Raw genomic sequence first — 24955 nt, 5'->3', positions numbered from 1 at the left:
TAACGAAATATAGAAAGTAGGGGGATTTTCATTATGGGAATGCCTGTTGAATTTAATACAATGATTGTCACAAAGGGAAAAGAGACAAGAATTGAAGAAAATGTATTTGAACTCATGAAGGATGGATACCGCATTTATCCATTAAATATTCCACTTGAGGTGCGCAAAACGAAAGACGGAGAAAAAACAGGGACTGCACATGTTGAAAAGCTGGAGCTGACAGACAATGTCACGAAGGTGACGTACCGTCTTGTGTCCTTGCATTCAACAAACTAAAAAAGCTGAGGGATTTTATTCTCCTCAGCTTTTTTCATTTGGTTATACGAGTGGACCGCCTTTGGCTTCAATGTCACTTGCCGCGTGGCTGAATTTTTGGAAGTTCTTTTTAAATTCATTGGCAAGGAAGTGTGCTTTTTCTTGATAAGCCTCTTGGTCATCCCATGTTTTAGCAGGTTGAAGCACTTCATCTGGTACACCAGGAATATGAAGCGGGATGTGTAAGCCAAAGATGTCATCAGTAATCATCTCGGCATTGTCAAGGTCACCTTCGATTGCTGCCTGCACCATTGCTCTTGTATGAGCGAGATTCATTCGTTTGCCTGTACCGTAGCCTCCGCCAGTCCAGCCTGTATTCACAAGGAATACTTTTGCACCGTGCTCATCAATCTTTTTGCCAAGCATTTCAGCATAGACGTGAGCTGGAAGCGGAAGGAATGGTGAACCGAAGCAAGTAGAGAATGTCGTTTCTGGTGATGTGACACCGCGCTCAGTTCCAGCTAATTTACTTGTGTACCCGCTCAAGAAATGGTACATTGCCTGCTCTTTTGTTAAACGGCTGATTGGAGGTAAGACGCCAAACGCATCAGCTGTTAAGAAGACAATGGCAGATGGATGTCCTGCGATACTTGGTTTCACGATGTTATCAATCATTTCGATTGGGTAAGCAGCGCGTGTATTTTCAGTAAAGAAAGTATCATCGTAATCCGCTTCACGTGTTTCTTCATCAAGCACAACGTTCTCAAGAACTGATCCGAAGCTGATCGCTTTGTAGATCTGAGGTTCTTTTTCTTCACTTAAGTTCACACATTTCGCATAGCATCCGCCCTCGATATTGAAGACCCCTGTGCCAGACCAGCCGTGTTCATCGTCTCCGATCAGCTTGCGGCTTGCGCTTGCAGAAAGCGTCGTTTTCCCAGTACCTGAAAGCCCGAAGAATAAGGCTACATCGCCTTCTTGACCTACGTTTGCTGAGCAGTGCATGGATAAAATATCTTGCTCAGGAAGCAGGTAGTTCATCACAGAGAAAATGGACTTTTTCATTTCTCCTGCATATTCTGTTCCACCGATAAGAATCGTGCGTTTTTCAAAAGAAACGATGATAAACGTTTCAGAGTTTGTGCCATCTGTTGCAGGATCTGCTTTAAAGTGCGGTGCAGATAAGATGGTGAAAGGTTTTTCGTTTGAAGAAGGTGTTGACCCGTCAGGTCTGATAAATAGCTGCTTGGCAAAAAGATTGTGCCATGCGAATTCGTTTACAACTGTAATCGGCATACGATATCTTTCGTCAGCGCCTGCAAACCCTTCAAAGACGAATAGTTCATCACGTTCTTTTAAGTATGACACAACCTTTGTATATAAACGGTCAAATGCTTCTTTGGAGATCGGCTGGTTTACTTGACCCCAATCGATTTTATGTTCAGAGCTTTCTTCTTTGACGATAAATTTATCTTTAGGCGAACGTCCTGTGTAGGCTCCAGTTGTAGCGCGGACAGCTCCAGTTGATGTTAAAACGCCTTCATTACGTGCCAAAATCTTTTCAACAAGTTTCGGAACAGATAAATTTTGGTGCGTATTTTCTAATGAGAGCAATGACTGCAAATCTTCTTTTAAATCCACTGAGTTCATAAAAAAACCCTTCCTTTACCGTTGAATTTGTTTGTTTCGATTAGTATAACACATTAATAATAATAGTCTATACTATTTAAAAATTTTTGTGTGTGTTTTTTCATTTCTGCTATGAAAATATGCTTTTTGGTGATGCTAATGGTGAGGAGAAAAAAGAGGGAGATAATTTCTATGAAGCATTGACATGACGCAAGGGTTTAAGATAAGATATCTTATTGAACGGATACTCTTATCCCGAGTTGGTGGAGGGACAGGCCCGATGAAGCCCAGCAACCGGTTTCTTATTTAAAAGGCATGAAAATGCTGAGAAACCAAGGTGCTAACCTGATGCAAGGTACAAGAACACCTTGAGCGATAAGAGTGAAAGGCATGCGATCTCAGACCCTTTCCTCGCAATGAAGGAAATGGTTTTTTTATTTTTGGGATATCATATGAACAAATTGCCAATAACATCTCTAATATAAACGTTTTCAAATATAAGAGGGAACGAGTTCCGTATCATATTGGAGGCCTCATCTTGGGATGATGTGGTCTTGTACAGGAGGAAATAGCCATTATGAGTCAAAATCGTCGTTTATTTACTTCAGAATCAGTGACAGAAGGACATCCGGATAAAATCTGTGATCAAATTTCAGACAGCATTTTGGATGAAATTTTAAAGAAAGATCCAAATGCACGTGTTGCCTGTGAAACTTCTGTTACAACCGGTCTCGTATTAGTAAGCGGTGAAATTACAACGTCTACTTATGTCGATATTCCAAAGACGGTGCGTGACACAATTAAGGAAATTGGCTACACACGTGCGAAATATGGTTTTGATGCGGAAACATGTGCTGTACTTACATCAATTGATGAACAGTCTGCTGATATTGCGCAAGGTGTAGACAAAGCACTTGAAGCACGTGAAGGAACAATGACGGAAGAAGAAATTGATGCGATTGGTGCAGGTGACCAAGGATTGATGTTTGGTTTTGCCAATAACGAAACCGAAGAGCTCATGCCGCTGCCGATTTCACTAGCGCATAAATTATCTCGCCGTTTAACAGAAGTACGTAAGGATGAAACACTTGCATACCTTCGTCCAGACGGAAAAACACAAGTCACAGTTGAATATGATGAGCAAAACAAACCAGTTCGTATTGACACAGTGGTTATTTCTACGCAGCATGCACCAGAAGTGACGCTTGAACAAATTCAAAGTGACTTAAAAGAGCATGTCATCAGTCCTGTCGTTCCAAGTGAACTGATTGATGAACAGACAAAGTACTTCATTAACCCAACTGGCCGTTTCGTGATCGGTGGACCTCAAGGGGATGCTGGTTTAACTGGACGTAAAATCATCGTTGATACGTATGGCGGATACGCTCGTCATGGAGGCGGTGCTTTCTCAGGTAAGGATGCAACGAAGGTTGACCGTTCTGCGGCATACGCTGCTCGTTACGTAGCGAAAAACATCGTAGCTGCCGGCCTTGCAGATTCTTGTGAAGTACAGCTTGCTTATGCAATTGGGGTTGCACAGCCTGTATCAATTTCAATTGATACATTCGGGACAGGAAAAGCTTCAGAAGAAAAATTAATTGAAGTGGTTCGTGCAAACTTTGATCTTCGTCCAGCTGGCATTATTAAAATGCTAGACCTGCGCCGTCCGATCTACAAACAAACAGCTGCATACGGACATTTCGGCCGTCACGACTTAGATCTTCCGTGGGAAAAAACGGATAAAGCCGATACACTTCGCAAAGAAGCATTGGGACAATAACAACATAAAAAACCGCTTATTTTAAGCGGTTTTCCTTTTGATTAAAAAAAAATCTTCAAAAAGCGAAAAAATGTGAAACAAAATCGGACAAAATACTGTCTAATTATAGGTCTACTTTTAAGAAATAACATAACGTGGAGGCAATAATATGTGTGGGTTTGTTGGTGTATTTAATCACCGTCCATTGTCCGAAACTACTGAACAGGAAGAGCTAATTAAACAAATGAATCGTCTCATCGTTCATCGTGGTCCGGATGATGAGGGTTACTTTCATGATGAGCATGTAGGATTTGGATTTAGACGTTTAAGTATTATAGATGTTGAGCACGGAAAGCAGCCGCTTTCTTATGAAGATGAAAAGTATTGGATTATTTTCAACGGAGAAATTTATAACTATGTGGAGCTGAAGGAAGAGCTTGTGAAAAAAGGCTATACGTTCAGCACAGATTCTGATACGGAAGTACTTCTTGCTACATACCGTCATTATAAAGAAGAAGCGGCTTCTAAGCTTCGCGGCATGTTTGCATTTTTAATTTGGGATAAAGAAGCGCAATTATTATATGGCGCAAGAGATCCTTTCGGCATCAAACCGCTTTATTTTACACAATTGGATGAGCAAGTGTACTTTGCATCTGAACGCAAAAGCTTGATGGCAGTGAACGAGAACATTTTATTTGATGAGACTGCTTTGCAGCAATACATGTCATTCCAGTTCGTACCTGAGCCAAATACACTTGATCAAAAGGTGCACAAAGTAGAGCCAGGTCATCAGTTTACTTTACGCCCAGGACAGGAGATTGAATTTAAGACTTACTGGAAAGTTCAATTCAAGCCTGAGCAAACTCAAGAACAAAAGCTGATTGAAGAAGTCCGCGATGCAATCTATGATTCTGTGAAAGTTCATATGAGAAGTGATGTTCCTGTTGGTTCATTCCTATCAGGTGGTATCGATTCTTCTTTCATCGTATCTGTTGCAAAGGAATTTCATCCTGAGCTGAAGACGTTTTCTGTTGGTTTCCAGCAGGATGGCTTTAGTGAAGTTGATGTAGCGAAGGAAACGGCTGATAAGCTGGGCTTACAAAACTTCAGCGCGGTGATTTCTCCTGAGGAATATATGAATGAGCTTCCGAAAATTGTTTGGCATTTAGATGATCCTTTAGCTGATCCGGCGGCGATTCCATTGTACTTCGTGGCAAAGGAAGCGAAGAAACAAGTGACGGTCGTTCTTTCTGGTGAGGGAGCAGACGAGCTGTTCGGTGGATATAATATTTACCGTGAGCCGCTTTCTCTTAAACCATTTGAATCTGTTCCATCTATGCTGAAAAAGCTTCTTCTTCGTCTGGCGCGCTTAATGCCAGAAGGAATGAAAGGAAAAAGCTTTATCGTCCGCGGCTGTACACCATTAGAGGAACGTTATATCGGTAATGCGAAAATCTTTGAAGAGCCAGTAAAGAAAAACCTCTTAAAGCAGTATGATCCGAACATTACGTATCGTGATGTGACGAAGACATACTTCGAGGAAAGTGCAGGCTACAGTGATATTAACAAAATGCAATATGTTGATATTCATACGTGGATGCGCGGGGACATCTTACTGAAAGCAGATAAGATGACAATGGCGAATTCTCTTGAGCTTCGCGTTCCTTTCCTTGATAAGGTCGTATTTGAAGCGGCTTCTAAAATTCCAGAAGAGCTGAAAACAAAAGATGGCACAACGAAATATTTATTGCGTAAAGCAGCAGAAGGCATTGTGCCTGACCATGTGTTAAACCGCAAGAAGCTGGGCTTCCCTGTTCCAATTCGTCATTGGCTGAAAAATGAGATGAACGCTTGGGCGAAAGACATCATTAAAAACAGTCAAACTGACGAATATATTAACAAAGCGTATGTGCTTGATTTATTAAATGAACATTGTGCTGGTAAAGCAGATCATAGCCGTAAGATTTGGACCGTCCTGATTTTTATGATTTGGCACAGCATTTATGTCGAGCGCAGTATTGATCCAGAGCAATTGAATCATCAACCGAAAGAAGTCATCTTCAGTTAATGAAAAAAGGTTTTCAGCTTTGTGCTGAAAACCTTTTTTGTCATGATAGAAAGTGGCGGAAAAGGGTAAAATAACAAGCGGTTCATAGTTATTGCTTAATATCCTGAAAAAAACATGATAAAGTGAAGATACACGTATGATGTTAACGAGGTAAAAGGGAACGATAGTATTGTCCTTTTTCTACATATTCTCTGCGGATTCGGTCCATGTCTTGGATATCTTCATCTGTTAACAGCCGAACGACTTTGGCTGGACGGCCAAAAGCGAGTGATCCTTTTGGGATGACCTTTCCTTGAGGGACAAGACTTCCTGCACCGATAAAGGCGCCTTCGCCAATCTCCGCACCATCGAGAATGATAGACCCCATGCCAATGAGGGCATTTTTTCGAATGATTGAGCTATGTAATGTGACTTGGTGTCCAATGGTAGCACCATCTTCAATAAGAAGTGTTTTTCCAGGACTTTGATGCAGGCACGATAAATCTTGAATGTTGACGTTTTTTCCAATTCTCACAGGTGCAACATCGCCTCTGATGACGGTTTGGAACCACACGCTCGAATATTCTCCAATTGTGACATCACCGGTAATGGTGGCGTTATCTGCGACAAAGACCGATTCATGAATCTCAGGTGTAAACTGATGATATGGATAAATCACTTTTTCGACTTCCTTTCTTAATACAACATTTGTGAGGTGTTTACTTTGTGGACTTGGCATGCTGAAAGACCAGTTGGTACAATTGTCATTGTACATGGTGCGAGTGAATATCACGGCCGATATAAATGGCTGATTGAAATGTGGCGGAATGCAGGCTATCACGTCGTCATGGGTGATTTGCCTGGGCAAGGCACATCGACACGTGCGCGAGGCCACATTCGTTCTTTTCAAGAATACATTGATACAGTCGATGAATGGATCGAGCATGCGAAATCATTCAGGCTTCCTACTTTTTTACTTGGACACAGTATGGGTGGACTCATTTCAATTGAGTGGATGAAGCAGTATACCCATACGAAGTTGAATGGCCTTATTTTATCATCACCTTGTTTAGGTCTGCAATTTAAACCGAAGAAGCTGATGGATTTTGCGTCAAAAGGTCTAAATGTGCTCGCACCGTCTTTTAAAGTGGAGTCAGGGCTGTCGATTGAACTAGCCACACGAAATCAGGCGGTCATTGAGGCAGACTCAAATGATTCTCTTTACGTGACAAAGGTGTCGGTTCGCTGGTATCGAGAGCTGATCAAAAATATCGATGCGGCGATGCAGCCGACGAATGTCTTTAAATCGATCCCGCTCCTTTTAATGCAGGCGGGCGATGATAAGATCGTGGATAAAACGAGGGTGATTAAATGGTTCAATGGCATAGAATCAACCAATAAATCATACCGTGAATGGGAAGAGCTGTATCACGAAATTTTTAATGAACCAGAAAGAGAAGATGTGTTTAAGGCGGCAAGAGCCTTTACAGATCAATATATTTGATTGTGAGCTTTAAGTTGGGGGTGGAGTGATTTGTCAGTACCAGAGCGTCCTTTTGCACTGATGACAAAGGTGTATAAAGATATTTTTCCGCTTGTTCATCAGGAGCTGAAAAAGTGGCGGGCTCATGCCGAAATGATTGAAAATGAAGAACTGAGAACGCAGGCACTAGCGAGCATATCGAGTAAAACGTTTCACTGTGAAGGCGGAGGTATTTTATCTCTTCTGGCAGGTGAAGAGAAAGAAACGTGCATTGAATTCATTGTGGCGTATCAAACCATCAGTGATTACTTAGATAACCTTTGTGACCGCAGCACGTCGCTTGATCCAAAGGATTTCCATATGCTGCATCAAGCGATGAGAGATGCGCTTGATATTCATGCTGAGCTCAAGCCATACTATCAATTCCGTGATGATCAAGAGGATCATGGATATTTACATGCGCTTGTCCGCACATGTCAAGATGTGCTTACGCGTGTTCGGCATTATCCGATCATTCAGCCATATTTACACACGCTGTGTGATTACTATAGTGACCTGCAAGTACATAAGCACGTTGTTCCCCATGAGCGTGTACCACGGCTAGAGTCATGGTTCCGCCAGTATGAAAAAGATTTGCCGAAGATGGAATGGTATGAGTTTTCAGCTTGTGCGGGATCAACGTTAGGGATATTCTGTCTTGTGGCGTATGCGCTGCAGCCTGATTTTACAGAAAAGCAGGCGAAGCAAATTTACGAAAGCTATTTCCCTTATATTCAAGGTCTGCACATTTTACTCGATTATTTAATAGACCAAGAAGAGGACAGGCTTGGGGGAGATCTGAACTTTTGCTCATACTATGATTCTCATCATGAGATGATGGATAGACTTCAGCATTTTATTGAAAAAGCGGATGAGCAGCTGAAAGGCATTCCGCATGAAAACTTTCACAAATTGATTAACAGAGGATTACTGGCGGTCTATTTGTCCGATGAAAAAGTGACAGCCCAAAAAGAGATGAACAAGCTGGCAAAAAGGCTGATCAAATCAAGCGGGAAAACATCGTTCTTTTTCTATATTAACGGAAGAGCCTATCGGACTTATCAGAAAATGCCTTGGATGAAATCATCATAAAAAAGCTCAAATCCATTAGGATTTGAGCTTCAGCGTGTAGACAAACCCTCGCATTCGGTGTCAGGTCTGCGCGCCGGTACTCACGAATGTCGAATTCGCTCCGTTCCGGTGCTCGCCCGTTCCTAGACTGCAAAGGTTTTCTATCACGCTGAAAAGAAGAAAAAAGCTAAAATGCACATCATTTTAGCTTTTTTTCAATGGCGACCACAAAAGGCGGGTCGTTTTGAATATTCATGTATTGATATGATAAAACTTGTACCTCTTCATGAGGGAGTGATCTGCAATAGTCGAGAAGCACTTCTTTTTCTCTTTTACCTTCGGGATGTCCATGGTAGATCACAAGGACGATCAGTCCTCCGGGTTTGAGCCATTCGAGGAGCTGCTTGATGGCTTCAATGGTTGTATGAGCCTGAGTGGTGACGGCTTTATCGCCTCCTGGCAGATACCCAAGGTTAAACACTGCACCAGATATATGTCCATAAACATCCTTCGGAAGATGATCCGCCAGTTTTTCATGTCCATCATGGATCAGGTGAACGTAAGGATATTGACCGCCAAGCCTTTTGCTTGTCTGCTGCAAGGCTTCCTCTTGCACGTCGAATGCAAACACTTGTCCTTCAGTTCCTACAAGGTCCGCTAAATAGAGTGTATCATGGCCGTTTCCCATTGTTGCATCTATGACGATGTCGCCTTTTTGACAAGCGCGTTCTAACAGCTCTTTACTAAAAGGAAGCATGCGTTTCAAAATCATTTAGCTGCTTCTTCCAATCTGACGAAACGTTTCCCTTGGTAGCTGTTACGTCTTTCGAGCTCAGCATTAATGGCATTGAGCACTTCCCACTTGTTAACACTCCACATTGGACCAACCATTAATTCAATTGGGCCGTCCCCTGTAATACGGTGAATAATCATTTCTGGCGGCAGAATCTCCAGCTGATCACAAACAAGCTGAACATATTCCTCCTGGCTTAAAAACTCAAGCTTTCCTTTTTCATATTGCTTGACCATTGGAGTCCCTTTTAAAAGGTGAAGCAAATGAATTTTAATTCCCTGCACATCTAAATCCGCAACAGCTTTTGCTGTTTCCATCATCATGTCTCGGTTTTCAAGAGGCAATCCATTGATGATATGTGAGCAGACACGAATTCCGTGTTTTCTCAGTTTTTCTACACCTTCAACGTAGCATTCATAATCATGAGCACGGTTAATGAGCATAGCTGTCCGTTCGTGTACCGTTTGAAGACCAAGCTCTACCCATAGGTAAGTGCGTTCGTTTAATTCGGCTAAATACTCCACTACGTCATCCGGCAGACAGTCAGGTCTTGTTGCAATGGATAGACCTACGACACCATCCAGATTCATGACGGTTTCATATTTTTCTTTTAGGACAGGAAGCGGCGCGTGTGTGTTTGTATACGCCTGGAAATACGCCATGTATTTTCCGTCTTTCCATTTTGTATGCATCCGGTCTTTGATTTCGTTAAATTGAGTGATGAGATCATCAGCCCGGTTTCCTGCAAAATCACCAGATCCAGCGGCACTGCAAAATGTACAGCCGCCGTGGGCTACAGTACCATCACGGTTTGGGCAGTCAAAGCCGCCGTCTAAGGCTACTTTAAATACTTTATGACCAAAGTGTTCACGCAAATGGTAGTTCCACGTGTGATAACGTTTTTCGCTGTTTGAATATAAAAAAGGGTTATGCTGATCCAAGTCAGTAACCTCCTTGCATAATAATAGGCATCCTTAAAGTTTAACAAAAATCACGAAGGAGGACAATTGAATCTGTCCAACATTTTCTTTAGTGAAAAAGCTTTACATGGGCAAAATAGGCGGGAGCGATGATGAAATGGAGGGAATGTAAGATGGCAACAAGGCAGTCGATTGATGAATTTATTCAAAAAAGTACGGAAACCCTTGAGTTTGCAAGTGAACAATTTGATTTGAGTTCACGTCAGGAACATTATAATGAGGAAGAGTTTTCTAAAGCACAGCTCATGCTTGAGAATACGGTCAACGAATTAGAAAAATTAAAAGATGTCGCCAATGACCAGCAAAGAGAACGATTAGACAGGGCACGTGTTCAAATTCAGAGCTTACAAAATCAAATGATTTTAGGGATTTCTTACGATAATGAATGATGAACAGATCCTTCTTTTAAGGGTCTGTTTTTTATTTTCTTAATAAGTTATTGACTTTTATGCTGGGTGTCTATATTGTATTAAGTGTACTACATCAACTAATACACTACAGACACTTAAAGTGAAGAAAGGTGTTCAACCATGAAAAAAGAAAAAAACCCAATTAATTTGAAGTGGATGGTGCTGGCTGTTGCGTTAGCATGTACATTTTTTTTCGTTCTTGTTTTCATTGGTTTTGAAGTTCAAAAAGATTTGATACCCAATTCAGTTCCTTTAATGCAAGGACATGAACAAGCGATAGGACTGCAAAAGCATGAATGAGGAAAGAGGGAGTCATCATGATTCAAATAGATCCAAGAAGCGCTGCGCCAATATATGAACAAATCATTGAGCAGCTCAAAATTTTATGTTTAAAAGGCGTGATGAAGCCAGGTGACAAACTGCCCTCTGTCAGAGAGCTCGCCACCATTATCATTGCCAACCCAAACACCGTCAGTAAAGCGTATAAAGAGCTAGAGCGGGAAGGGATTATTGAAACTCTGCGGGGCCGCGGTACGTATGTAACAGAAGGTGCTCAGTTAAAGCTGAATGAAGGGAAGGTGCTCCAGATGAAAGAACAGTTAAGACAACTCATCATAGAAGCTCATCATGCTGGTATTGATATTCATCAGCTCAAGGAATGGCTGGAAGAGATCGGCTCAAGTCTAAAAGGAGGAAAACAAGTTGATTGAGGTTAGAAATGTATCAAAGAAATTAAATGGACGCGAAGTACTCAGCGACGTTTCCTTCAAAATAGGCGAAGGTGAGATCTTCGGTCTGCTTGGCCGGAATGGCTCTGGGAAAACAACACTTCTCAGATTGATTCAGCAAATTCTTCTTCCAGATGAAGGAGAGATTTATTTTAAAGACGTACTGGTGAAAGACCACCCTTTAGTAAAGCAAAATATTGTATTCATGCCGGTCGTGAATCCTTACTTTGACAGATACAATTACGGACAGCTTGTCCAGCTGTTAAAGCATATATATCCAAAGTTTGATGTGACCTATGCAAATGAGCTTGTGAACCGCTATGAAATTCCGGAAAAGGTAAAGTATCGTGAATTGTCGACAGGGTTAAAGAAGCAGCTGTCATTAATTTTAAGCTTTGCCATCAAACCAGCTGTCATTTTATTAGATGAGCCAACTGATGGAATTGATGCCGTCACAAGAAATGACGTTCTTCAGCTGATGATTGACGAGGTGGCAGAACGACAAACAACGATTTTAATTACATCTCACCGCTTAGAGGACATTGAACGCATGTGTAATCGAATTGGATTTTTAGAAGGAAATCAGCTCACAAGTGTCATGGATTTAGATGAATTAAAGAATGACTATGTCAAAATCCAAATGGCTTTTGAAGAAGATGTGAATTTAAGTATTCGAAAAAATGGCGTTGCGATTTTGGATCAAGCGGGCGTTTTCTATACAGCGCTTGTTCTAAAAACCGACGAAGAAGCTAAAGAGTACTTGAAGTCACTGAAGCCAAAAGTATGGCATGAACTGCCTGTGAATTTAGAAGAAGTATTCATTGCGAAGTTTGGAGGGAAACGCAGATGGTAAAGCGGCAATTATTATATAAGGAGTGGAAGCAATCAGAGCTGACATTCATTTTAGTGATGATTGTTGCTGCGCTTGCGACGCCCTTTGCATTCTTAATGGAATATTCGTCTTTTCAAACGTGCCTAAACGATACAGAATGTATTACGGATGCACCACGTTTTTCTTATATCTTTAAGACGGATCCTTTCCTCTCCCTTTCATGGCTAATGGGAATTTTCTTTGCTGTCATGCAGCTTGGATTTGAGAGAAATAAAGGGCAGATGGATTTTACCTTATCCTTGCCATTTAGCAGAAGTACAATCTATCACACAAAGTTTTTCTTAGGTGCTGGAATCATAGCAGTCGCTCATGCCGTTTCTTATGTTCTTACTTATTTACTTATTTTAGGACTTAACCCACTAGAGACACCTGGCTTTCATAGCGTTTATATCATTTCGCTTGTGTCCTCCTTGATGTTTTATAGTTTATTTTTTGCAGCGGGTACTTTAACCGGAAGTTCCATTTCGCAAGCAATTGTTGGGTTCAGCACAGCTATTTTACCTTTTTTAGTGATCGGATTACCGATTGTTCATTTAGATTTTATTATAAAGACAAGTGGGAGCTGGGTAGATAAGAGCTTGGCTCATTTGATATCGCCTATATCTCCAATCACTTATATTATAAATGATTCTTTCCAATCTGATTATCCTCTTTGGTTCTCAGGCGAAAAAATCATTATACCTATTGTCATGGTGGTTCTGTTTTATCTAATTGGCTTAATTAGCTTTATAAAACATCCAATTGAACGAAATGGCCGCTTCTTTCTTTATTCAAATCTGAATAGACCTATTCAGATTATGGTCATTGTCTTCGGTGTTCTAGGGTTTGGATGGTTTGGTTTTTCTTCAGATAATTCCATATTTGGTTATATCGTTGGCATGCTCATCGGTGGAGCTGTGGGCGCACTAACGAGTTATTTCTTAATCTATCGAAAAAGATAAACAGAGAGCAGGGGAGTAGAGATGATTCAGATTCAAGCATTAGATCATGTATTTAAAATTGGTAAAAAGGGCAGGGAAAATGAAATTCCTGTGCTGAAAGGGATTGACCTGTCCATCAAAAGAGGCGATATTGCTTGTATTGTTGGACGAAGTGGTTCGGGGAAATCGACTTTATTGAACTTAATATCAGGCTATATTACGCCAACGAGCGGAAAAATTGTCATTGATGGTACCGATGTGACTGGCTTTAATGAAAAAGAATGGGCAGACTTTCGCTTAGATCACTTTGGCTTTATCTTTCAAAGCTTTCAGTTGATCGGGAGCTTAACAACGTATGAGAATGTTGAACTTCCGCTCACTTTAAAAGGGGTGAAGCCGTCTGAACGAAAGGCGAAAGTAAAAGAAATGCTGAAACGAGTAGGACTTGAACATCACGCAGGACATTACCCAAATGAGCTGTCAGGCGGACAGCAGCAGCGTGTGAGTATTGCAAGAGCCTTGATTTTAAATCCATCAATTATTTTAGCAGATGAACCAACAGGCAGTCTGGATTCAGAAACTGAAGGAGAAATTTTAGCCTTTATCCAGCAGCTCAATCGCGAAAAAGGAATTACATTTGTCATCATTACACATGACGATGAAGTCGCTTCAATCGCAGACACAACGTTCCAGCTTCACGACGGTGTATTAAAGAAAGGGGAACAATCCATTGAAATTTAGAGATCAGGTCAAATTCATTAGAAGAAATATGAAGAAAAATAGATTGCGTGTGTTTATGACCATTCTTGCGACGACAATGGCATGCTCTTTCTTAATCGTTCTAGCGTCTGTCGGTTTTGGTTTGCAAAAATCAGCTCAAGATGAAATTATGAAGCAGCAAATCATCACAGAAATTAAAGTGTTAGGAAAAGAAAAAGGAGACGTTAAGATTGATGATTTAAAGAAATATGATCATGTGAAATCTGTCGTCTCAAGAACGGCAATCAATCCTTCGGTTAACGTCGAGCTCGATAACCGTTCAAGTGAAACGCAGGCTGCTTTGACTGATATGAAAGAAGAAAAAGAAGCAGGGCTTGAACTAGACCGAGGAAAAGTCCCAACATCAGCGAACGAAATTGTGGTTGGGTATCATATGGCGCAGCAACTGTGGACAAAAAAAGAACGCGAAGCCTATGAAAAAGAATTAAACCAGACGTCAAATGGGGAAGAAACACCGAAGGAGCCAAAAGGCTACACGAAGGATATTTTAAATAAAGTGATTCAAATCAAAGTGCCAAAACTAAATGAAGAAGGGGAAGTCGTTAAAGAAAAAACATTTGATTTCCGTGTAGTAGGCGTTTTGAAAAAGCCGAATTTGGAGTGGCAGGAGGATCATAAAATTCTGATTCCGAATGCTTATGAAAAAGAATTTGGTCAAATACTCGACCTGTCTCCTGAAGCAGGAAATGTCGAGAAAATGACCTCTGTTTATGCAGATAAATTCGACAATGTCGGTACGCTCACGAATAAACTGACAGATGAGGGCTATCAAGTCATCTCTGTGACGAACCAGCTTGAAGGAATGGATATGTTCTTTACGGTCTTCAAAATTGGACTCATTTTTGTCGGATGTATTGCAGTCATTATTTCTGCCATCGGAATTTTCAATACGATGACCATGGCGGTAACAGAGCGAACACAAGAGATTGGGATTATGAAAGCCATTGGCGCGAATCCATCCATTATCAAGCGGATGTTCCTAATGGAAAGTGCTTATATTGGAGTCATCGGATCAATCATCGGTATTATCATCTCATATTTGATTAGTTTCGCCGTTAATTTAATCATCCCAGCCATTTTGTCGTCCATGTCTGAGGGAGGATCAAGCGATCAATTCTCGATTACTTTTTCCTATATTCCGCTCAGCCTTGTCATTACAGCGACAGTGATCAGCGCAGGAGTAGCGATCATTTCAGGGCTTAACCCGGCACGTAAGGCAACAAAAACGAATGTATTAGCAGCTTTAAGAAGAGAAATCTAAAAAAGAACCTCCTGTAAACCCGATTGGGCGCTCAGGAGGTTCTTTTTTATCTTAATTAAACATCGCTATTGCTTAGGTGCCCTGTATCCGGCACGCTCTGCCTCTTCAACAGAGCAGAACATTTTGGTTATATTCTTTGTTCTAGAGTAGTATCTGCTGCTTGGTGTGTGGTAAATACCGTTGACACTCCCTTTAATGTTACAGGCAGCCGATTCTTTTTTTGTTTCCTTTTGTGATTCATGACCGCCTGTGCTTTTTCCTTCATCTTTAGGTGCGGAGCGCTGGACGGTGGAAGAACTCGTATCGTTGGTACTATTCTTGATTTCTTGTTTGAGTGTTTCATTGCTGGAGGTGAGCTTGTCTATTTTCTCTTCAAGCGATTGAATGGTCTTTTCTTGCTGTTTGACCGTTTCTTTTTCTGAGATGATGGTTTCTAGCTTTTTTTCCAGCTTTTCTTTTTCCTTCTCCGCGTCTTCTAAAGAGGAGGTAAGCGACTCTTTATCAGCTGTTAAGCGCGAAATGTCAGATGAGAGTTCCTTTTGATCCTTTAACAGCTGTTCGGAAGATGGATCGGCTTGTGCCTTTGGCGCATTTCCAGCAGTAAGCGGTAATGACATAATGGAAAAGAAGAGACCAATGATCAAAAAAGGATAAAAAAGTTTCTTTGAAAAAATCAGCTCGTTCTGGTGTTTAAGTAAGAAGAAATTAACAGCATATCCGATGGCAAAACAAACACATAAAAGACCCAATATGAGTAACAGCATATCTAACAGCCCCCCTAAATTGCTATTTACACCTATCATACCTCATTTTTCCATTTTGGGGAGCGGTTCAATTAAAAAAAACCTGTTTACACAGGGTTTTCCAGCGTGTAGACAAACCCTCGCATTGGTTGTCAGGTCTGCGCTCCGGTGCTCACGAATGTCGAATTCGCTCCGCTCCGGTGCTCGCCCTTCCTAGACTGCAAAGGTTTTCTATCACGCTGAATAGAAGACAAAGGGCTAAAATAAAGATCATTTTAGCCCTTTGTCAACAATCTGAAAAACCCTGTTTACACAGGGTTTTCAGCTAATGGTAATCCTTTTATGGCTTCTTTTACTGTCAAATAAGTGATCGTATTCTGGAAATCTGTATCGAGGTCTTTCATTTTCAGCGCAAGCTGCGGCTTAATCCCAGTGATGATCAGTTCGGTTCCAGTTAGATTGAGAAGATGATGCAGTTTGAAAATACGTGCTGCGACGGAATCATCGACTTCGATTAAACCAGAAAGGTCGACAATTAAATAATCATCCTTTGAATCATCTAATATACAGGTTAACTTAGCGACAATAGCATCAAAGCGTTCTTCAGATAATTTTCCGATAAGCGGAAGAGCAGATACACCATTTTTGATTGGGACGATTGGCGTCGAAAGAGAGGTGACTTCCTGTAAGGAATCTTCTAGGAGCTGTTCATATTCTTTCTGTTTCGTAATATCCTTTTGAAAACCAATGAAAAATGTTTTGTCATCTTGTTCAATGTATAGAGGATCTATATTGAGTTCATTCCAAAAAAAAGTGCCGTCTTTTTTATAATTTTTTAGCTGTGTAGTAATAGGTGTTTTGTTTTGAATTCCATGACGAATTAAAGCAAGCTGCTTTTGATCCGTGTCTTTTCCTTGAAGGAATCGACAATTACGACCAAGAATTTCATCTGGTTTGTATCCAGTCATTTGTGTAAAGCCGTGATTCACATAAACGATAGGGTTATCCTCTAAGGAAGGGTCTGTAATGACAACACCGATCCGCGCATGATCCAGCGCTTTTTTGATGAGTTCAAGCTGTTTTTGCAAGCCGAAAATGTTCGAGCTGACCATATTACCCTCCTTTGCTGCTATAAGACATATCAAATGGTTGTCTTTTCAATCAAATGAATCCTTTTAAACGTAACATAACATATGTTCTGTTTCAACGATTGCAAACGCTTTGTTAAATTTGTCATCATAGTTTGTCCTCCATTAGAATAGAGTAAGTAAGGAGACTTTTCATTAGAAAAAGAAGGAATCAATTACTCATCATTCATAAAATGACAAAAATAGTTAATATGGATTAGGTAAAAATGATTCCAATGCATCAAGATTGTTTTTAGGTCATTCACATATAATGGAAGAAACAAGCTTTTTTTCTTCGTTAGAGAGAATAGACCTTTTACATGGATTATGACGGAACAGCAGAATGGCATTACAGGGGGCTGGACAGCCTGAAGTCGCTTTACTATTCTAAGGGCTTTAGGAAGGTGATGAAAATGCTGCAACAAGTCATTATTGCTTGCGCCATTGGAGGGGTCATGGGCATTCTCGGTCACGTAAAGAAAAAAGGCAGGCTAGAGAAGCCCAGAATGACAAAAAAGTTTATTTACTTAGGGTTTATTGAAGATTGGCTCGTTGGGATGATTGCCGCTACACTGCTTGTCTTATCCTCAAATCCCGAATCTAGTCTGCACTTGATCATCTTATCCATTATTTCAGGTTACGGAGGAGAAGCAGTTCTGCGAAGCTTCGATTTTGTGAGAGAAGAACGTTCACAGGATGCAGGCTCCAACCGTCATAACCGATCTCCACACGAATAATATCCTCACTTTACCCTAGTCTAGGGTACATTCCCATTGTATACAAACCTGCTTGCACTTATGATCATAATTCTATAAAATACTACTTAGATGACGGTTACGATAAGAACAGTGAAGAGGAGTAGTAGGAAAGCAGTATTTGTCTTTAGAGAATTGACGGCTGGTGAAAGTCAATCAAATCTGCTTCTGAACTCGCCTCAGAGTTGCAGTTGCGTTAAAGCTTCTGTCGCATGTCTGCGTTAAAGATATTAAGTGAGCGTACGAACAGCATGTTACGCTAACAAGGGTGGTACCGCGGGAACCAAAAAATCTCTCGTCCCTTTCCAGGGATGAGGGTTTTTTGTTGATTTTAGAAAAATCTGAATTCTTGCAGTGGTCATCTAAGCAGATAAAGCCGTACATATTAAAGGAGGTTTTCACATTGAGTTTTCAGCATCGGGAAATTGAAAAGAAGTGGCAGGATTATTGGCTGACACATAAAACATTCGCCACATCTGACTCGGAAGATAAACCGAAGTTTTATGCACTTGATATGTTTCCATATCCATCAGGAGCAGGGCTTCATGTCGGGCACCCTGAGGGCTATACAGCAACGGATATTTTATCACGCATGAAACGCATGCAGGGATATGATGTTCTTCATCCAATGGGATGGGACGCATTTGGTCTCCCAGCAGAACAGTATGCACTTGATACAGGAAATGATCCGGCGGCTTTTACAGAAGAGAACATCAATAACTTCCGCCGCCAAATTCAATCACTAGGGTTCTCGTATGATTGGGATCGAGAAATCAACACGACAGATCCGAATTACTACAAATGGACACAATGGATTTTCTTAAAATTGTACGAAAAAGGATTGGCCTATATCGATGAAGTACCAGTGAACTGGTGCCCAGCGCTTGGCACAGTGCTTGCAAATGAAGAAGTCATTGATGGAAAAAGTGAACGCGGAGGGCATCCTGTTGAAAGACGTCCTATGAAGCAGTGGATGCTAAAGATTACAGCATATGCGGACAGGCTGTTAGAAGATTTAGAGGACATTGATTGGCCTGAAAGCATCAAAGATATGCAGCGTAACTGGATCGGACGCTCTGAAGGTGCGCACGTTCATTTTGAAGTAGAAGGACATGACGAACAGTTTACGGTTTTCACAACGCGTCCTGATACACTATTTGGCGCAACATATGCAGTGCTTGCACCAGAGCATGCACTTGTTGAAAAAATTACATCAGATGCTCAAAAAGAAGCTGTCGAAGCGTATATCAAAGAGATTCAATCAAAGAGTGACTTAGAGCGGACAGATCTTGCTAAAACGAAGACAGGTATTTTCACAGGAGCGTATGCCATCAATCCTTTAAATGGTGAAAAGATGCCGATCTGGATTGCCGATTACGTGCTGGCGACTTATGGAACTGGAGCCATTATGGCGGTTCCTGCCCATGATGAACGTGACTATGAATTCGCCAAAACCTTTGATCTTCCAATTAAAGAAGTTGTAGAAGGCGGAGACATTGAAAAAGAAGCCTACACAGGTGATGGAAAGCACATTAACTCTGATTTCCTAAATGGCTTAGGAAAAGAAGAAGCGATTGAAAAAGCGATTGCATGGCTTGAAGAACATCAAAAAGGTGAAAAGAAAGTCACATATCGTTTAAGAGACTGGCTGTTCAGCCGTCAGCGCTACTGGGGTGAGCCGATTCCAATCATTCATTGGGAGGACGGAACATCTTCAGCTGTTTCAGAAGAAGAGCTTCCACTGATCTTGCCTAAGACGACAGAGATTAAGCCAAGTGGTACAGGTGAATCACCATTAGCCAATATTAAAGACTGGGTTGAGGTTGTAGATCCTGTTACAGGTAAAAAAGGCCGCCGCGAAACGAATACAATGCCGCAATGGGCAGGCAGCTGCTGGTATTTCTTACGTTATATTGATCCTCATAACACAGAAGAGCTTGCCTCTCCTGAGAAGCTGAAAAAATGGCTTCCAGTTGATGTGTATATCGGCGGAGCAGAACACGCTGTACTGCATCTTCTATATGCACGCTTCTGGCATAAGTTCTTGTATGATATCGGTGTTGTTCCAACAAAAGAACCTTTCATGAAATTGTTCAATCAAGGTATGATTCTTGGGGAAAACAATGAAAAAATGAGTAAATCAAAAGGAAATGTGGTCAACCCGGATGATATCGTAGAATCTCATGGTGCGGATACATTACGACTTTATGAAATGTTCATGGGACCTTTAGATGCGTCAATTGCTTGGTCTGAAACAGGACTTGATGGCGCTCGTCGTTTCCTTGATCGTGTATGGCGTCTCTTTACAAATGAAGATGGCTCACTCAGTGATAAAGTGACAGAGCAATCTGGCGGCGCATTAGAACGCAGCTATCATGAAACAGTCATGAAGGTAACGGATCATTATGAAGGCTTGCGTTTCAATACAGGCATTTCACAATTAATGGTGTTTATCAACGATGCCTATAAAGCTGATACACTGCCGAAAGAATATGCAGAAGGCTTTGTAAAGCTTCTTTCTCCAATTGCACCGCATTTAGCAGAAGAGCTTTGGAATAAACTTGGTCATGAAGGATCTATTTCTTATGAAGCATGGCCTCAATATGATGAGTCAAAACTTGTCGACGATGAAGTAGAAATTGTCGTACAGCTTAACGGTAAAGTAAAAGCAAAATTAACCGTTCCTGCTGATGCAACAAGGGAGCAGTTAGAAGAACTCGCGAAAAATGATGCACGCGTAAAAGAACAGCTTGAAGGGAAGACCATTCGTAAAGTGATTGCGGTTCCTGGGAAGCTTGTCAATATTGTTGCGAACTAATGATGACACCCATCGGTATAAACCGGTGGGTGTTCTTTATTTCCCGGGACATAATTTTGTCGAAAACAAGGTGATTCCCGCATCGGTCTCGTATTTTAACAGGTGACCAAGAAAATGAGGAGTGACGTCAATGGAAAAGAAAAGCAAACGTGAACAACTGCTCAGTCTGTTAGGAGAAATGCCAGAACGTCATCGCGTGGAGGCTTATACGTTAAAAATGGAGGAACGTGAATCATATGTAGTGGAAACACTCATTCTCTCCATGAATGGTGTAGAGGAAGTCCCTGCTTATTTCGTGAAACCGAAGGATACAGTGAAAAAAAGACCCGTTGTGCTGTTCCAGCACTCTCATGGCGGGAATTACGTGAATGGGAAGGAAGAGTTGTTAAAGGGTGCCCATTATTTGCAAGAGCCTTCATATGCAAAAGAGTTTACGTCAAAAGGATATAGTGTACTGGCCATTGATCATGCAGGGTTCGGTGAGAGAAGAGGAAGAACAGAAAGTGAAATTTTTAAGGAAATGCTTTTAACAGGAAAAGTGATGTGGGGCATGATGCTGTATGAAAGTATGTGTGCGATTGATTATTTGCTGTCTCGATCTGATGTGCTGGCGGACAGGTTAGCTGTCTTTGGGATGTCAATGGGCGGTCTTCTTTCCTGGTGGACGGCTGCACTTGATGAGAGGGTCAGTGTGTGTATTGATCTTTGTGCACAGGTGGACCATCATACATTAATTGAAACGAACAATTTGGACAGACATGGCTTTTATTACTATGTACCGAGCTTGGCGAAGCATTTTACAGCAGCGGACATTCAAGAAATGATTTTTCCAAGACCGCATTTAAGCTTAGTTGGAAAACTTGATCAGCTCACGCCTGCTGAAGGCGTTGGAAGGATTCAAAAGGTATTGAGTCAAACCTATGAAGCTGCTTCATTGAAAGAACGATATCAGCTTACCCGTCTTCATGCAGGTCATTTTGAAACAGCCGCTATGCGTCACGAGGCGACACGATTTTTGAAAAAGTGGCTGTAATCAAGAAACACTTGGACATACTACGTCAAAAGAAAGGAGGAGACTAAATGAAAAAAATCACCATCATTGGCGGATGCGGTGTGATTGGACGTCTTTTAACAAAAGCGCTCTCTGATGAGTACAGCGTCACGATTATTGATCTAACGAGCTGTGTAGAAGGAGTCATTTTAGCCGATGCAGCGAATGAACAGAATGTATATGAGGCAATTCCGCGGGATACAGATGTCATCTTGCATCTTCTAAACATGGACATGACGCATGATGTGATGGATCATGAAGAATTTGCAAAAATGACTGATATTTTTTGGAGGAGTACCTATTATATGTTTCGTTCAGCCGCGCGGCATGGCATACGAAAAGTCATTTTTGCAAGCAGCAACCATGTGACGGATCGTTATGAAGAGGATGGACGCTCCTTACTTGGGCGGCAGATTACAACTGACGATGTGCCTGCGACTAAAAATGTCTATGGCATATTAAAGTTTGCTTCCGAACAGCTGGGACGTTTGTTCCACGATCAATCGGGAATGTCTGTCATCAATTTAAGAATTGGAACAGTTGTAACAGATGAGATGACGGCATTGCACAAAAAGCAAAGAACAAAAAGAACTCTGCTGTCACACGAGGATCTTGCAGGTATGATAAAGGCAGCGATTGAATCAGATATTCCCTTTGGGACCTATTATGCTGTATCAGAGAATGAAGAAAAGCCGTGGTCTATTGAGAAAACGAAGCAGGAGTTAGGCTATGAACCAGATGTCAATACGACGGAGATCCTCGGAGACGATGATCAAGCATAGGGCATAATCATGTCATGAGCTAATGATCTTATTCTTTTGTTTCATGAGCATAAAAGCACGGCTGATATGATCTATCCAGTTGGTCTGTCAAAATGATTATAGACGCTTTCTTCCCCCGTTTGTTACATTTTAATCACGATATCGTCACAGGCTGCAGCTTACTTTCAGATGAAATGATAACGCTTTCAAAGAAAGGGCGTGATGAACATAGATCGTTCTATTAAAGGCCGATTGTTCAATTTATTTAATTACTCTTTTCTACTCATGTTCGCATTAATATGTGTGCTTCCGTTCATCCATGTCATTGCCGCCTCTTTTGCAACAGTAGAAGAGGTCATCACGAAGAAGTTTATCTTGTTCCCGACGACGTTTTCTTTAGAGGCATATCGGTATATTTTTTCTACAGATATTGTGTATCGCAGCCTCATTGTGTCCATTCTTGTGACGCTCGTTGGAACAGCTGTCAGCATGTTTTTGTCCTCGCTTATGGCATACGGGCTGTCTCGCCAGGAGCTAAAAGGCCGAAGAACACTGATGTTTCTCGTTGTTTTCACCATGCTGTTTAGCGGAGGGATGATTCCGACGTTTATTGTGGTGAAAACACTTGGTCTGCTTGATACGTATTGGTCACTTATTCTACCGGTTGCAATCAATGCGTTCAATTTAATCATTTTGAAAAACTTTTTTCAAAACATACCGGCAAGTCTTGAGGAATCAGCGAAGATGGACGGCTGTAACGATTTAGGGATTTTCTTTAAAATTGTGCTGCCACTTTCTTTGCCAGCCATTGCAACCATTTCACTTTTTTATGCCGTGACGTATTGGAATACGTATATGACTGCCATTCTGTATTTAAATGATTCAGTGAAGTGGCCGATTCAGGTGCTGCTGAGACAGATTGTCATTGTCTCAAGCGGAATGCAGGGAGATATGTCGGATATGGGCTCATCCACACCACCGCCAGACCAGACGATTAAAATGGCTGTGATCGTTGTGGCAACCATTCCGGTTCTGCTTGTCTATCCATTTATTCAAAAGCATTTCAACAAAGGGGCATTACTAGGTTCTGTAAAGGGTTAAAAAGATGGAACAACGGAGGGATCTTATGGGGAGAAAGAAATTATGGCTGATTGCGTTTGTCCTGTTATTTGCAGCAAGCGGTATTCTGTCAGCATGTTCAAGTAAAGGGGCAAACTCATCAGATGAGAAGGTTGATCTAGACAAAAAGGTAAAGCTGACATGGATGGCGATTTTATATCATCAGCAGCCGCCGAAGGATTCCGTTTTAAAAGAGATTGAAAAACTCACAAATACAGAGCTTGATATTACATGGGTGCCTGATGCTGTGAAGGAAGATCGGTTAAATTCCGCACTTGCAGCAGGGAATTTGCCGCAAATTGTGACGATTCAAGACATTAAAAATTCGTCTGCGATTAATGCGTTCAGATCAGGCATGTTTTGGGAAGTCGGTCCGTATTTAAAGGATTATCCAAATTTAAGTAAGATGAACGAATTGATTAATAAAAACGCCTCTATAGACGGGAAGCTTTATGGCATCTATAGAGAGAGACCACTTTCAAGACAAGGGATTGTCATTCGAAAGGATTGGCTTGAAAATTTAAATTTGGATACACCAAAAACATTGGATGATCTATATGAAGTAGCCAAAGCCTTTACTGAAAAAGACCCGAATCAAAATGGAAAAGCGGATACAATTGGCTTTACGGATCGGAACGATTTAATTTATGGCGCATTTAAAACACTTGGTTCATATGAAGGAATGCCCACAGACTGGAAAGAAGAAAACGGGAAATTCACGCCAGACTTTATGACAGATGAGTACATGAATACAATGAAATACATGAAAAAGCTGCGCGACAATGGCTATATTAACAAAGACTTCCCAGTGACAAGCAAAACACAGCAGCAGGAATTATTCTCACAAGGAAAAGCAGGCATCTATGTTGGAAATATGGTAGATGCCGTGAACCTGAGAGATGATGCGACAGATAAAAACATGAAAGTAGATATTATCAACCGAATCAAAGGCCCAGATGGCAAAGAACGTGTGTGGGCATCAGGTGGTCATAATGGCATCTTCGCATTCCCTAAAACAAGCGTGAAATCAGAGGCAGAATTAAAGCGGATTTTGGCCTTCTTTGACCGCATTGCCGAAGAAGATGTATATGGTCTCATGACGTACGGTATAGATGGCCAGCATTATAAGAAAGAAGAAGGAAATACATTTGTCAGGGAAGAAAGCCAAGTGAAAAGCTGGCAGACAGATGTACAGCCGCTTGTCAGTCTTGTAGGAATTGATAAACGTTACTTGAAAAATAAAGGGGATGCAGTTCGTTCTAAATATGAAGAGCTAGAAGAAGACAATCAAAACATCATCGTTGCCAATCCTGCTGAAAGCCTGTATTCAGAAACAGCATCAGAGCGTGGAAACGAATTGAAGAAAATCATCGATGATGCGACGTATAAGTTCATTCTTGGAGACATCAGTGAAGATCAATTTCAGAAGGATGTAGAGAAGTGGAAATCCAATGGTGGGAATAAAATCATAGAAGAATATGAAGCTTCCTTTAAAAAATCAAAATGACCAATAGGAACACCCCCGCAAAGCAAA

General features: G+C 41.3%; 24 protein-coding genes, 1 riboswitch and 1 other annotated feature. Of the genes, 18 read left to right on the top strand and 6 right to left on the bottom strand.

From position 1 onward, the window contains the following. Positions 1 to 33: 33 nt before the first annotated feature. Positions 34 to 276, top strand: coding sequence for a DUF2584 domain-containing protein (locus tag NST65_RS13930; RefSeq protein WP_025092385.1), 243 nt, complete (start codon positions 34 to 36; stop codon positions 274 to 276). A gap of 42 nt (positions 277 to 318) precedes the next feature. Here the strand turns inward: NST65_RS13930 and pckA are convergent, their stop codons facing one another. After that, positions 319 to 1905 (bottom strand): phosphoenolpyruvate carboxykinase (ATP), encoded by a 1587-nt coding sequence (gene pckA, locus NST65_RS13925; protein ID WP_024424910.1) that lies wholly within the window; start codon positions 1903 to 1905, stop codon positions 319 to 321. A gap of 226 nt (positions 1906 to 2131) precedes the next feature. Next, a riboswitch (SAM riboswitch) is annotated at positions 2132 to 2266 on the top strand. A gap of 195 nt (positions 2267 to 2461) precedes the next feature. Here pckA and metK point away from each other — a divergent pair. Together metK and asnB are read left to right on the top strand one after the other, a co-directional pair. After that, on the top strand, positions 2462 to 3664 hold the full coding sequence (metK, locus tag NST65_RS13920) for a methionine adenosyltransferase (protein WP_034279424.1): 1203 nt from the start codon (positions 2462 to 2464) through the stop codon (positions 3662 to 3664). A gap of 148 nt (positions 3665 to 3812) precedes the next feature. Next, positions 3813 to 5711 carry an asparagine synthase (glutamine-hydrolyzing) gene (gene asnB, locus NST65_RS13915; RefSeq protein ID WP_081124701.1) on the top strand — a complete coding sequence of 633 codons (1899 nt, stop codon included), beginning with the start codon at positions 3813 to 3815 and terminating at the stop codon, positions 5709 to 5711. Positions 5712 to 5853: 142 nt separating this feature from the next. Here asnB and NST65_RS13910 read toward each other — a convergent pair whose 3' ends face one another. Further along, the gene (locus NST65_RS13910; RefSeq protein ID WP_034279429.1) at positions 5854 to 6369 is read right to left on the bottom strand and encodes a gamma carbonic anhydrase family protein; all 516 of its coding nucleotides are present in this window, start codon (positions 6367 to 6369) and stop codon (positions 5854 to 5856) included. Between the two features lie 45 nt (positions 6370 to 6414). Between NST65_RS13910 and NST65_RS13905 the strand changes: the two genes are divergently transcribed. Both NST65_RS13905 and NST65_RS13900 read left to right on the top strand, forming a co-directional pair. Continuing rightward, a complete protein-coding gene (locus NST65_RS13905; protein ID WP_024424906.1) occupies positions 6415 to 7194 on the top strand; it encodes an alpha/beta hydrolase in 780 nt (259 codons plus the stop codon). A 30-nt stretch (positions 7195 to 7224) separates the two neighbouring features. After that, complete coding sequence (locus NST65_RS13900) at positions 7225 to 8304, top strand: tetraprenyl-beta-curcumene synthase family protein (protein WP_024424905.1); 1080 nt, start codon at positions 7225 to 7227, stop codon at positions 8302 to 8304. Positions 8305 to 8482: 178 nt separating this feature from the next. Here the strand turns inward: NST65_RS13900 and NST65_RS13895 are convergent, their stop codons facing one another. Together NST65_RS13895 and NST65_RS13890 are read right to left on the bottom strand one after the other, a co-directional pair. After that, entirely contained in the window at positions 8483 to 9055 is a 573-nt protein-coding gene (locus tag NST65_RS13895) for a class I SAM-dependent methyltransferase (RefSeq protein WP_024426215.1), read from the bottom strand. Next, positions 9052 to 10017: a TIGR01212 family radical SAM protein gene (locus NST65_RS13890; protein ID WP_017358356.1), complete on the bottom strand. Its 966-nt coding sequence runs from the start codon at positions 10015 to 10017 to the stop codon at positions 9052 to 9054. Before NST65_RS13890 ends, NST65_RS13895 begins: the two co-directional genes overlap by 4 nt. A 152-nt stretch (positions 10018 to 10169) precedes the next feature. On the opposite strand from NST65_RS13890, the gene NST65_RS13885 reads away from it, so the two are divergent. The 7 genes from NST65_RS13885 (at position 10170) to NST65_RS13855 (ending at position 15047) form a co-directional block, all read left to right on the top strand. Continuing rightward, positions 10170 to 10445: a YtzC family protein gene (locus NST65_RS13885; protein ID WP_024426214.1), complete on the top strand. Its 276-nt coding sequence runs from the start codon at positions 10170 to 10172 to the stop codon at positions 10443 to 10445. Between the two features lie 141 nt (positions 10446 to 10586). Then, complete coding sequence (locus NST65_RS13880) at positions 10587 to 10766, top strand: hypothetical protein (RefSeq protein ID WP_024426213.1); 180 nt, start codon at positions 10587 to 10589, stop codon at positions 10764 to 10766. Between the two features lie 17 nt (positions 10767 to 10783). Continuing rightward, positions 10784 to 11176, top strand: a complete 393-nt coding sequence (locus NST65_RS13875) for a GntR family transcriptional regulator (RefSeq protein ID WP_024426212.1) — start codon at positions 10784 to 10786, stop codon at positions 11174 to 11176. Further along, entirely contained in the window at positions 11169 to 12047 is an 879-nt protein-coding gene (locus NST65_RS13870) for an ABC transporter ATP-binding protein (RefSeq protein WP_034279440.1), read from the top strand. The genes NST65_RS13875 and NST65_RS13870 overlap by 8 nt, the downstream gene beginning before the upstream one ends. Continuing rightward, on the top strand, positions 12041 to 13027 hold the full coding sequence (locus NST65_RS13865) for an ABC transporter permease subunit (protein ID WP_111926265.1): 987 nt from the start codon (positions 12041 to 12043) through the stop codon (positions 13025 to 13027). Before NST65_RS13870 ends, NST65_RS13865 begins: the two co-directional genes overlap by 7 nt. 21 nt (positions 13028 to 13048) lie before the next feature. Then, the gene (locus NST65_RS13860) at positions 13049 to 13747 is read left to right on the top strand and encodes an ABC transporter ATP-binding protein (RefSeq protein WP_024424897.1); all 699 of its coding nucleotides are present in this window, start codon (positions 13049 to 13051) and stop codon (positions 13745 to 13747) included. Continuing rightward, entirely contained in the window at positions 13737 to 15047 is a 1311-nt protein-coding gene (locus NST65_RS13855) for an ABC transporter permease (protein ID WP_024424896.1), read from the top strand. The genes NST65_RS13860 and NST65_RS13855 overlap by 11 nt, the downstream gene beginning before the upstream one ends. A 65-nt stretch (positions 15048 to 15112) precedes the next feature. On the opposite strand, the gene NST65_RS13850 is transcribed toward NST65_RS13855, so the two are convergent. Together NST65_RS13850 and NST65_RS13845 are read right to left on the bottom strand one after the other, a co-directional pair. Continuing rightward, the gene (locus NST65_RS13850; protein ID WP_211043049.1) at positions 15113 to 15811 is read right to left on the bottom strand and encodes a hypothetical protein; all 699 of its coding nucleotides are present in this window, start codon (positions 15809 to 15811) and stop codon (positions 15113 to 15115) included. A 287-nt stretch (positions 15812 to 16098) separates the two neighbouring features. Next, complete coding sequence (locus tag NST65_RS13845; RefSeq protein WP_024426208.1) at positions 16099 to 16902, bottom strand: STAS domain-containing protein; 804 nt, start codon at positions 16900 to 16902, stop codon at positions 16099 to 16101. A gap of 422 nt (positions 16903 to 17324) precedes the next feature. Between NST65_RS13845 and NST65_RS13840 the strand changes: the two genes are divergently transcribed. The 6 genes from NST65_RS13840 (at position 17325) to NST65_RS13815 (ending at position 24928) form a co-directional block, all read left to right on the top strand. Further along, on the top strand, positions 17325 to 17654 hold the full coding sequence (locus NST65_RS13840; protein WP_008343006.1) for a DUF4257 domain-containing protein: 330 nt from the start codon (positions 17325 to 17327) through the stop codon (positions 17652 to 17654). Between the two features lie 102 nt (positions 17655 to 17756). Beyond that, positions 17757 to 17978 (top strand) — a binding site (T-box leader). A gap of 97 nt (positions 17979 to 18075) precedes the next feature. After that, complete coding sequence (gene leuS, locus NST65_RS13835; protein ID WP_211043051.1) at positions 18076 to 20490, top strand: leucine--tRNA ligase; 2415 nt, start codon at positions 18076 to 18078, stop codon at positions 20488 to 20490. A gap of 130 nt (positions 20491 to 20620) precedes the next feature. Then, entirely contained in the window at positions 20621 to 21523 is a 903-nt protein-coding gene (locus NST65_RS13830; protein ID WP_065214496.1) for a dienelactone hydrolase family protein, read from the top strand. A 47-nt stretch (positions 21524 to 21570) separates the two neighbouring features. Then, complete coding sequence (locus NST65_RS13825; RefSeq protein ID WP_211043055.1) at positions 21571 to 22323, top strand: NAD(P)-dependent oxidoreductase; 753 nt, start codon at positions 21571 to 21573, stop codon at positions 22321 to 22323. Positions 22324 to 22542: 219 nt separating this feature from the next. Next, positions 22543 to 23403, top strand: a complete 861-nt coding sequence (locus NST65_RS13820) for a carbohydrate ABC transporter permease (protein WP_087976618.1) — start codon at positions 22543 to 22545, stop codon at positions 23401 to 23403. A 25-nt stretch (positions 23404 to 23428) separates the two neighbouring features. Further along, on the top strand, positions 23429 to 24928 hold the full coding sequence (locus tag NST65_RS13815) for an extracellular solute-binding protein (protein ID WP_120208840.1): 1500 nt from the start codon (positions 23429 to 23431) through the stop codon (positions 24926 to 24928). The last annotated feature ends 27 nt before the right edge of the window (positions 24929 to 24955 follow it).

This window comes from Bacillus sp. FSL P4-0248, from assembly GCF_038593305.1.
Lineage (GTDB): Bacteria > Bacillota > Bacilli > Bacillales > Bacillaceae > Bacillus > Bacillus safensis.
The sequence above is the reverse complement of the archived record's forward strand: the minus strand, read 5'-3'. Positions and strand labels throughout refer to the sequence as shown.

What these genes read in the sequence shown, in the direction of transcription:
- NST65_RS13930 (WP_025092385.1), top strand. Translation starts at nt 34, where the DNA reads ATGGGAATGCCTGTTGAATTTAATACAATGATTGTCACAAAGGGAAAA.
- pckA (WP_024424910.1), bottom strand. Translation starts at nt 1,905, where the DNA reads ATGAACTCAGTGGATTTAAAAGAAGATTTGCAGTCATTGCTCTCATTA.
- metK (WP_034279424.1), top strand. Translation starts at nt 2,462, where the DNA reads ATGAGTCAAAATCGTCGTTTATTTACTTCAGAATCAGTGACAGAAGGA.
- asnB (WP_081124701.1), top strand. Translation starts at nt 3,813, where the DNA reads ATGTGTGGGTTTGTTGGTGTATTTAATCACCGTCCATTGTCCGAAACT.
- NST65_RS13895 (WP_024426215.1), bottom strand. Translation starts at nt 9,055, where the DNA reads ATGATTTTGAAACGCATGCTTCCTTTTAGTAAAGAGCTGTTAGAACGC.
- NST65_RS13885 (WP_024426214.1), top strand. Translation starts at nt 10,170, where the DNA reads ATGGCAACAAGGCAGTCGATTGATGAATTTATTCAAAAAAGTACGGAA.
- NST65_RS13880 (WP_024426213.1), top strand. Translation starts at nt 10,587, where the DNA reads ATGAAAAAAGAAAAAAACCCAATTAATTTGAAGTGGATGGTGCTGGCT.
- NST65_RS13875 (WP_024426212.1), top strand. Translation starts at nt 10,784, where the DNA reads ATGATTCAAATAGATCCAAGAAGCGCTGCGCCAATATATGAACAAATC.
- NST65_RS13865 (WP_111926265.1), top strand. Translation starts at nt 12,041, where the DNA reads ATGGTAAAGCGGCAATTATTATATAAGGAGTGGAAGCAATCAGAGCTG.
- NST65_RS13860 (WP_024424897.1), top strand. Translation starts at nt 13,049, where the DNA reads ATGATTCAGATTCAAGCATTAGATCATGTATTTAAAATTGGTAAAAAG.
- NST65_RS13850 (WP_211043049.1), bottom strand. Translation starts at nt 15,811, where the DNA reads ATGCTGTTACTCATATTGGGTCTTTTATGTGTTTGTTTTGCCATCGGA.
- NST65_RS13845 (WP_024426208.1), bottom strand. Translation starts at nt 16,902, where the DNA reads ATGGTCAGCTCGAACATTTTCGGCTTGCAAAAACAGCTTGAACTCATC.
- NST65_RS13840 (WP_008343006.1), top strand. Translation starts at nt 17,325, where the DNA reads ATGAAAATGCTGCAACAAGTCATTATTGCTTGCGCCATTGGAGGGGTC.
- NST65_RS13830 (WP_065214496.1), top strand. Translation starts at nt 20,621, where the DNA reads ATGGAAAAGAAAAGCAAACGTGAACAACTGCTCAGTCTGTTAGGAGAA.
- NST65_RS13825 (WP_211043055.1), top strand. Translation starts at nt 21,571, where the DNA reads ATGAAAAAAATCACCATCATTGGCGGATGCGGTGTGATTGGACGTCTT.
- NST65_RS13815 (WP_120208840.1), top strand. Translation starts at nt 23,429, where the DNA reads ATGGGGAGAAAGAAATTATGGCTGATTGCGTTTGTCCTGTTATTTGCA.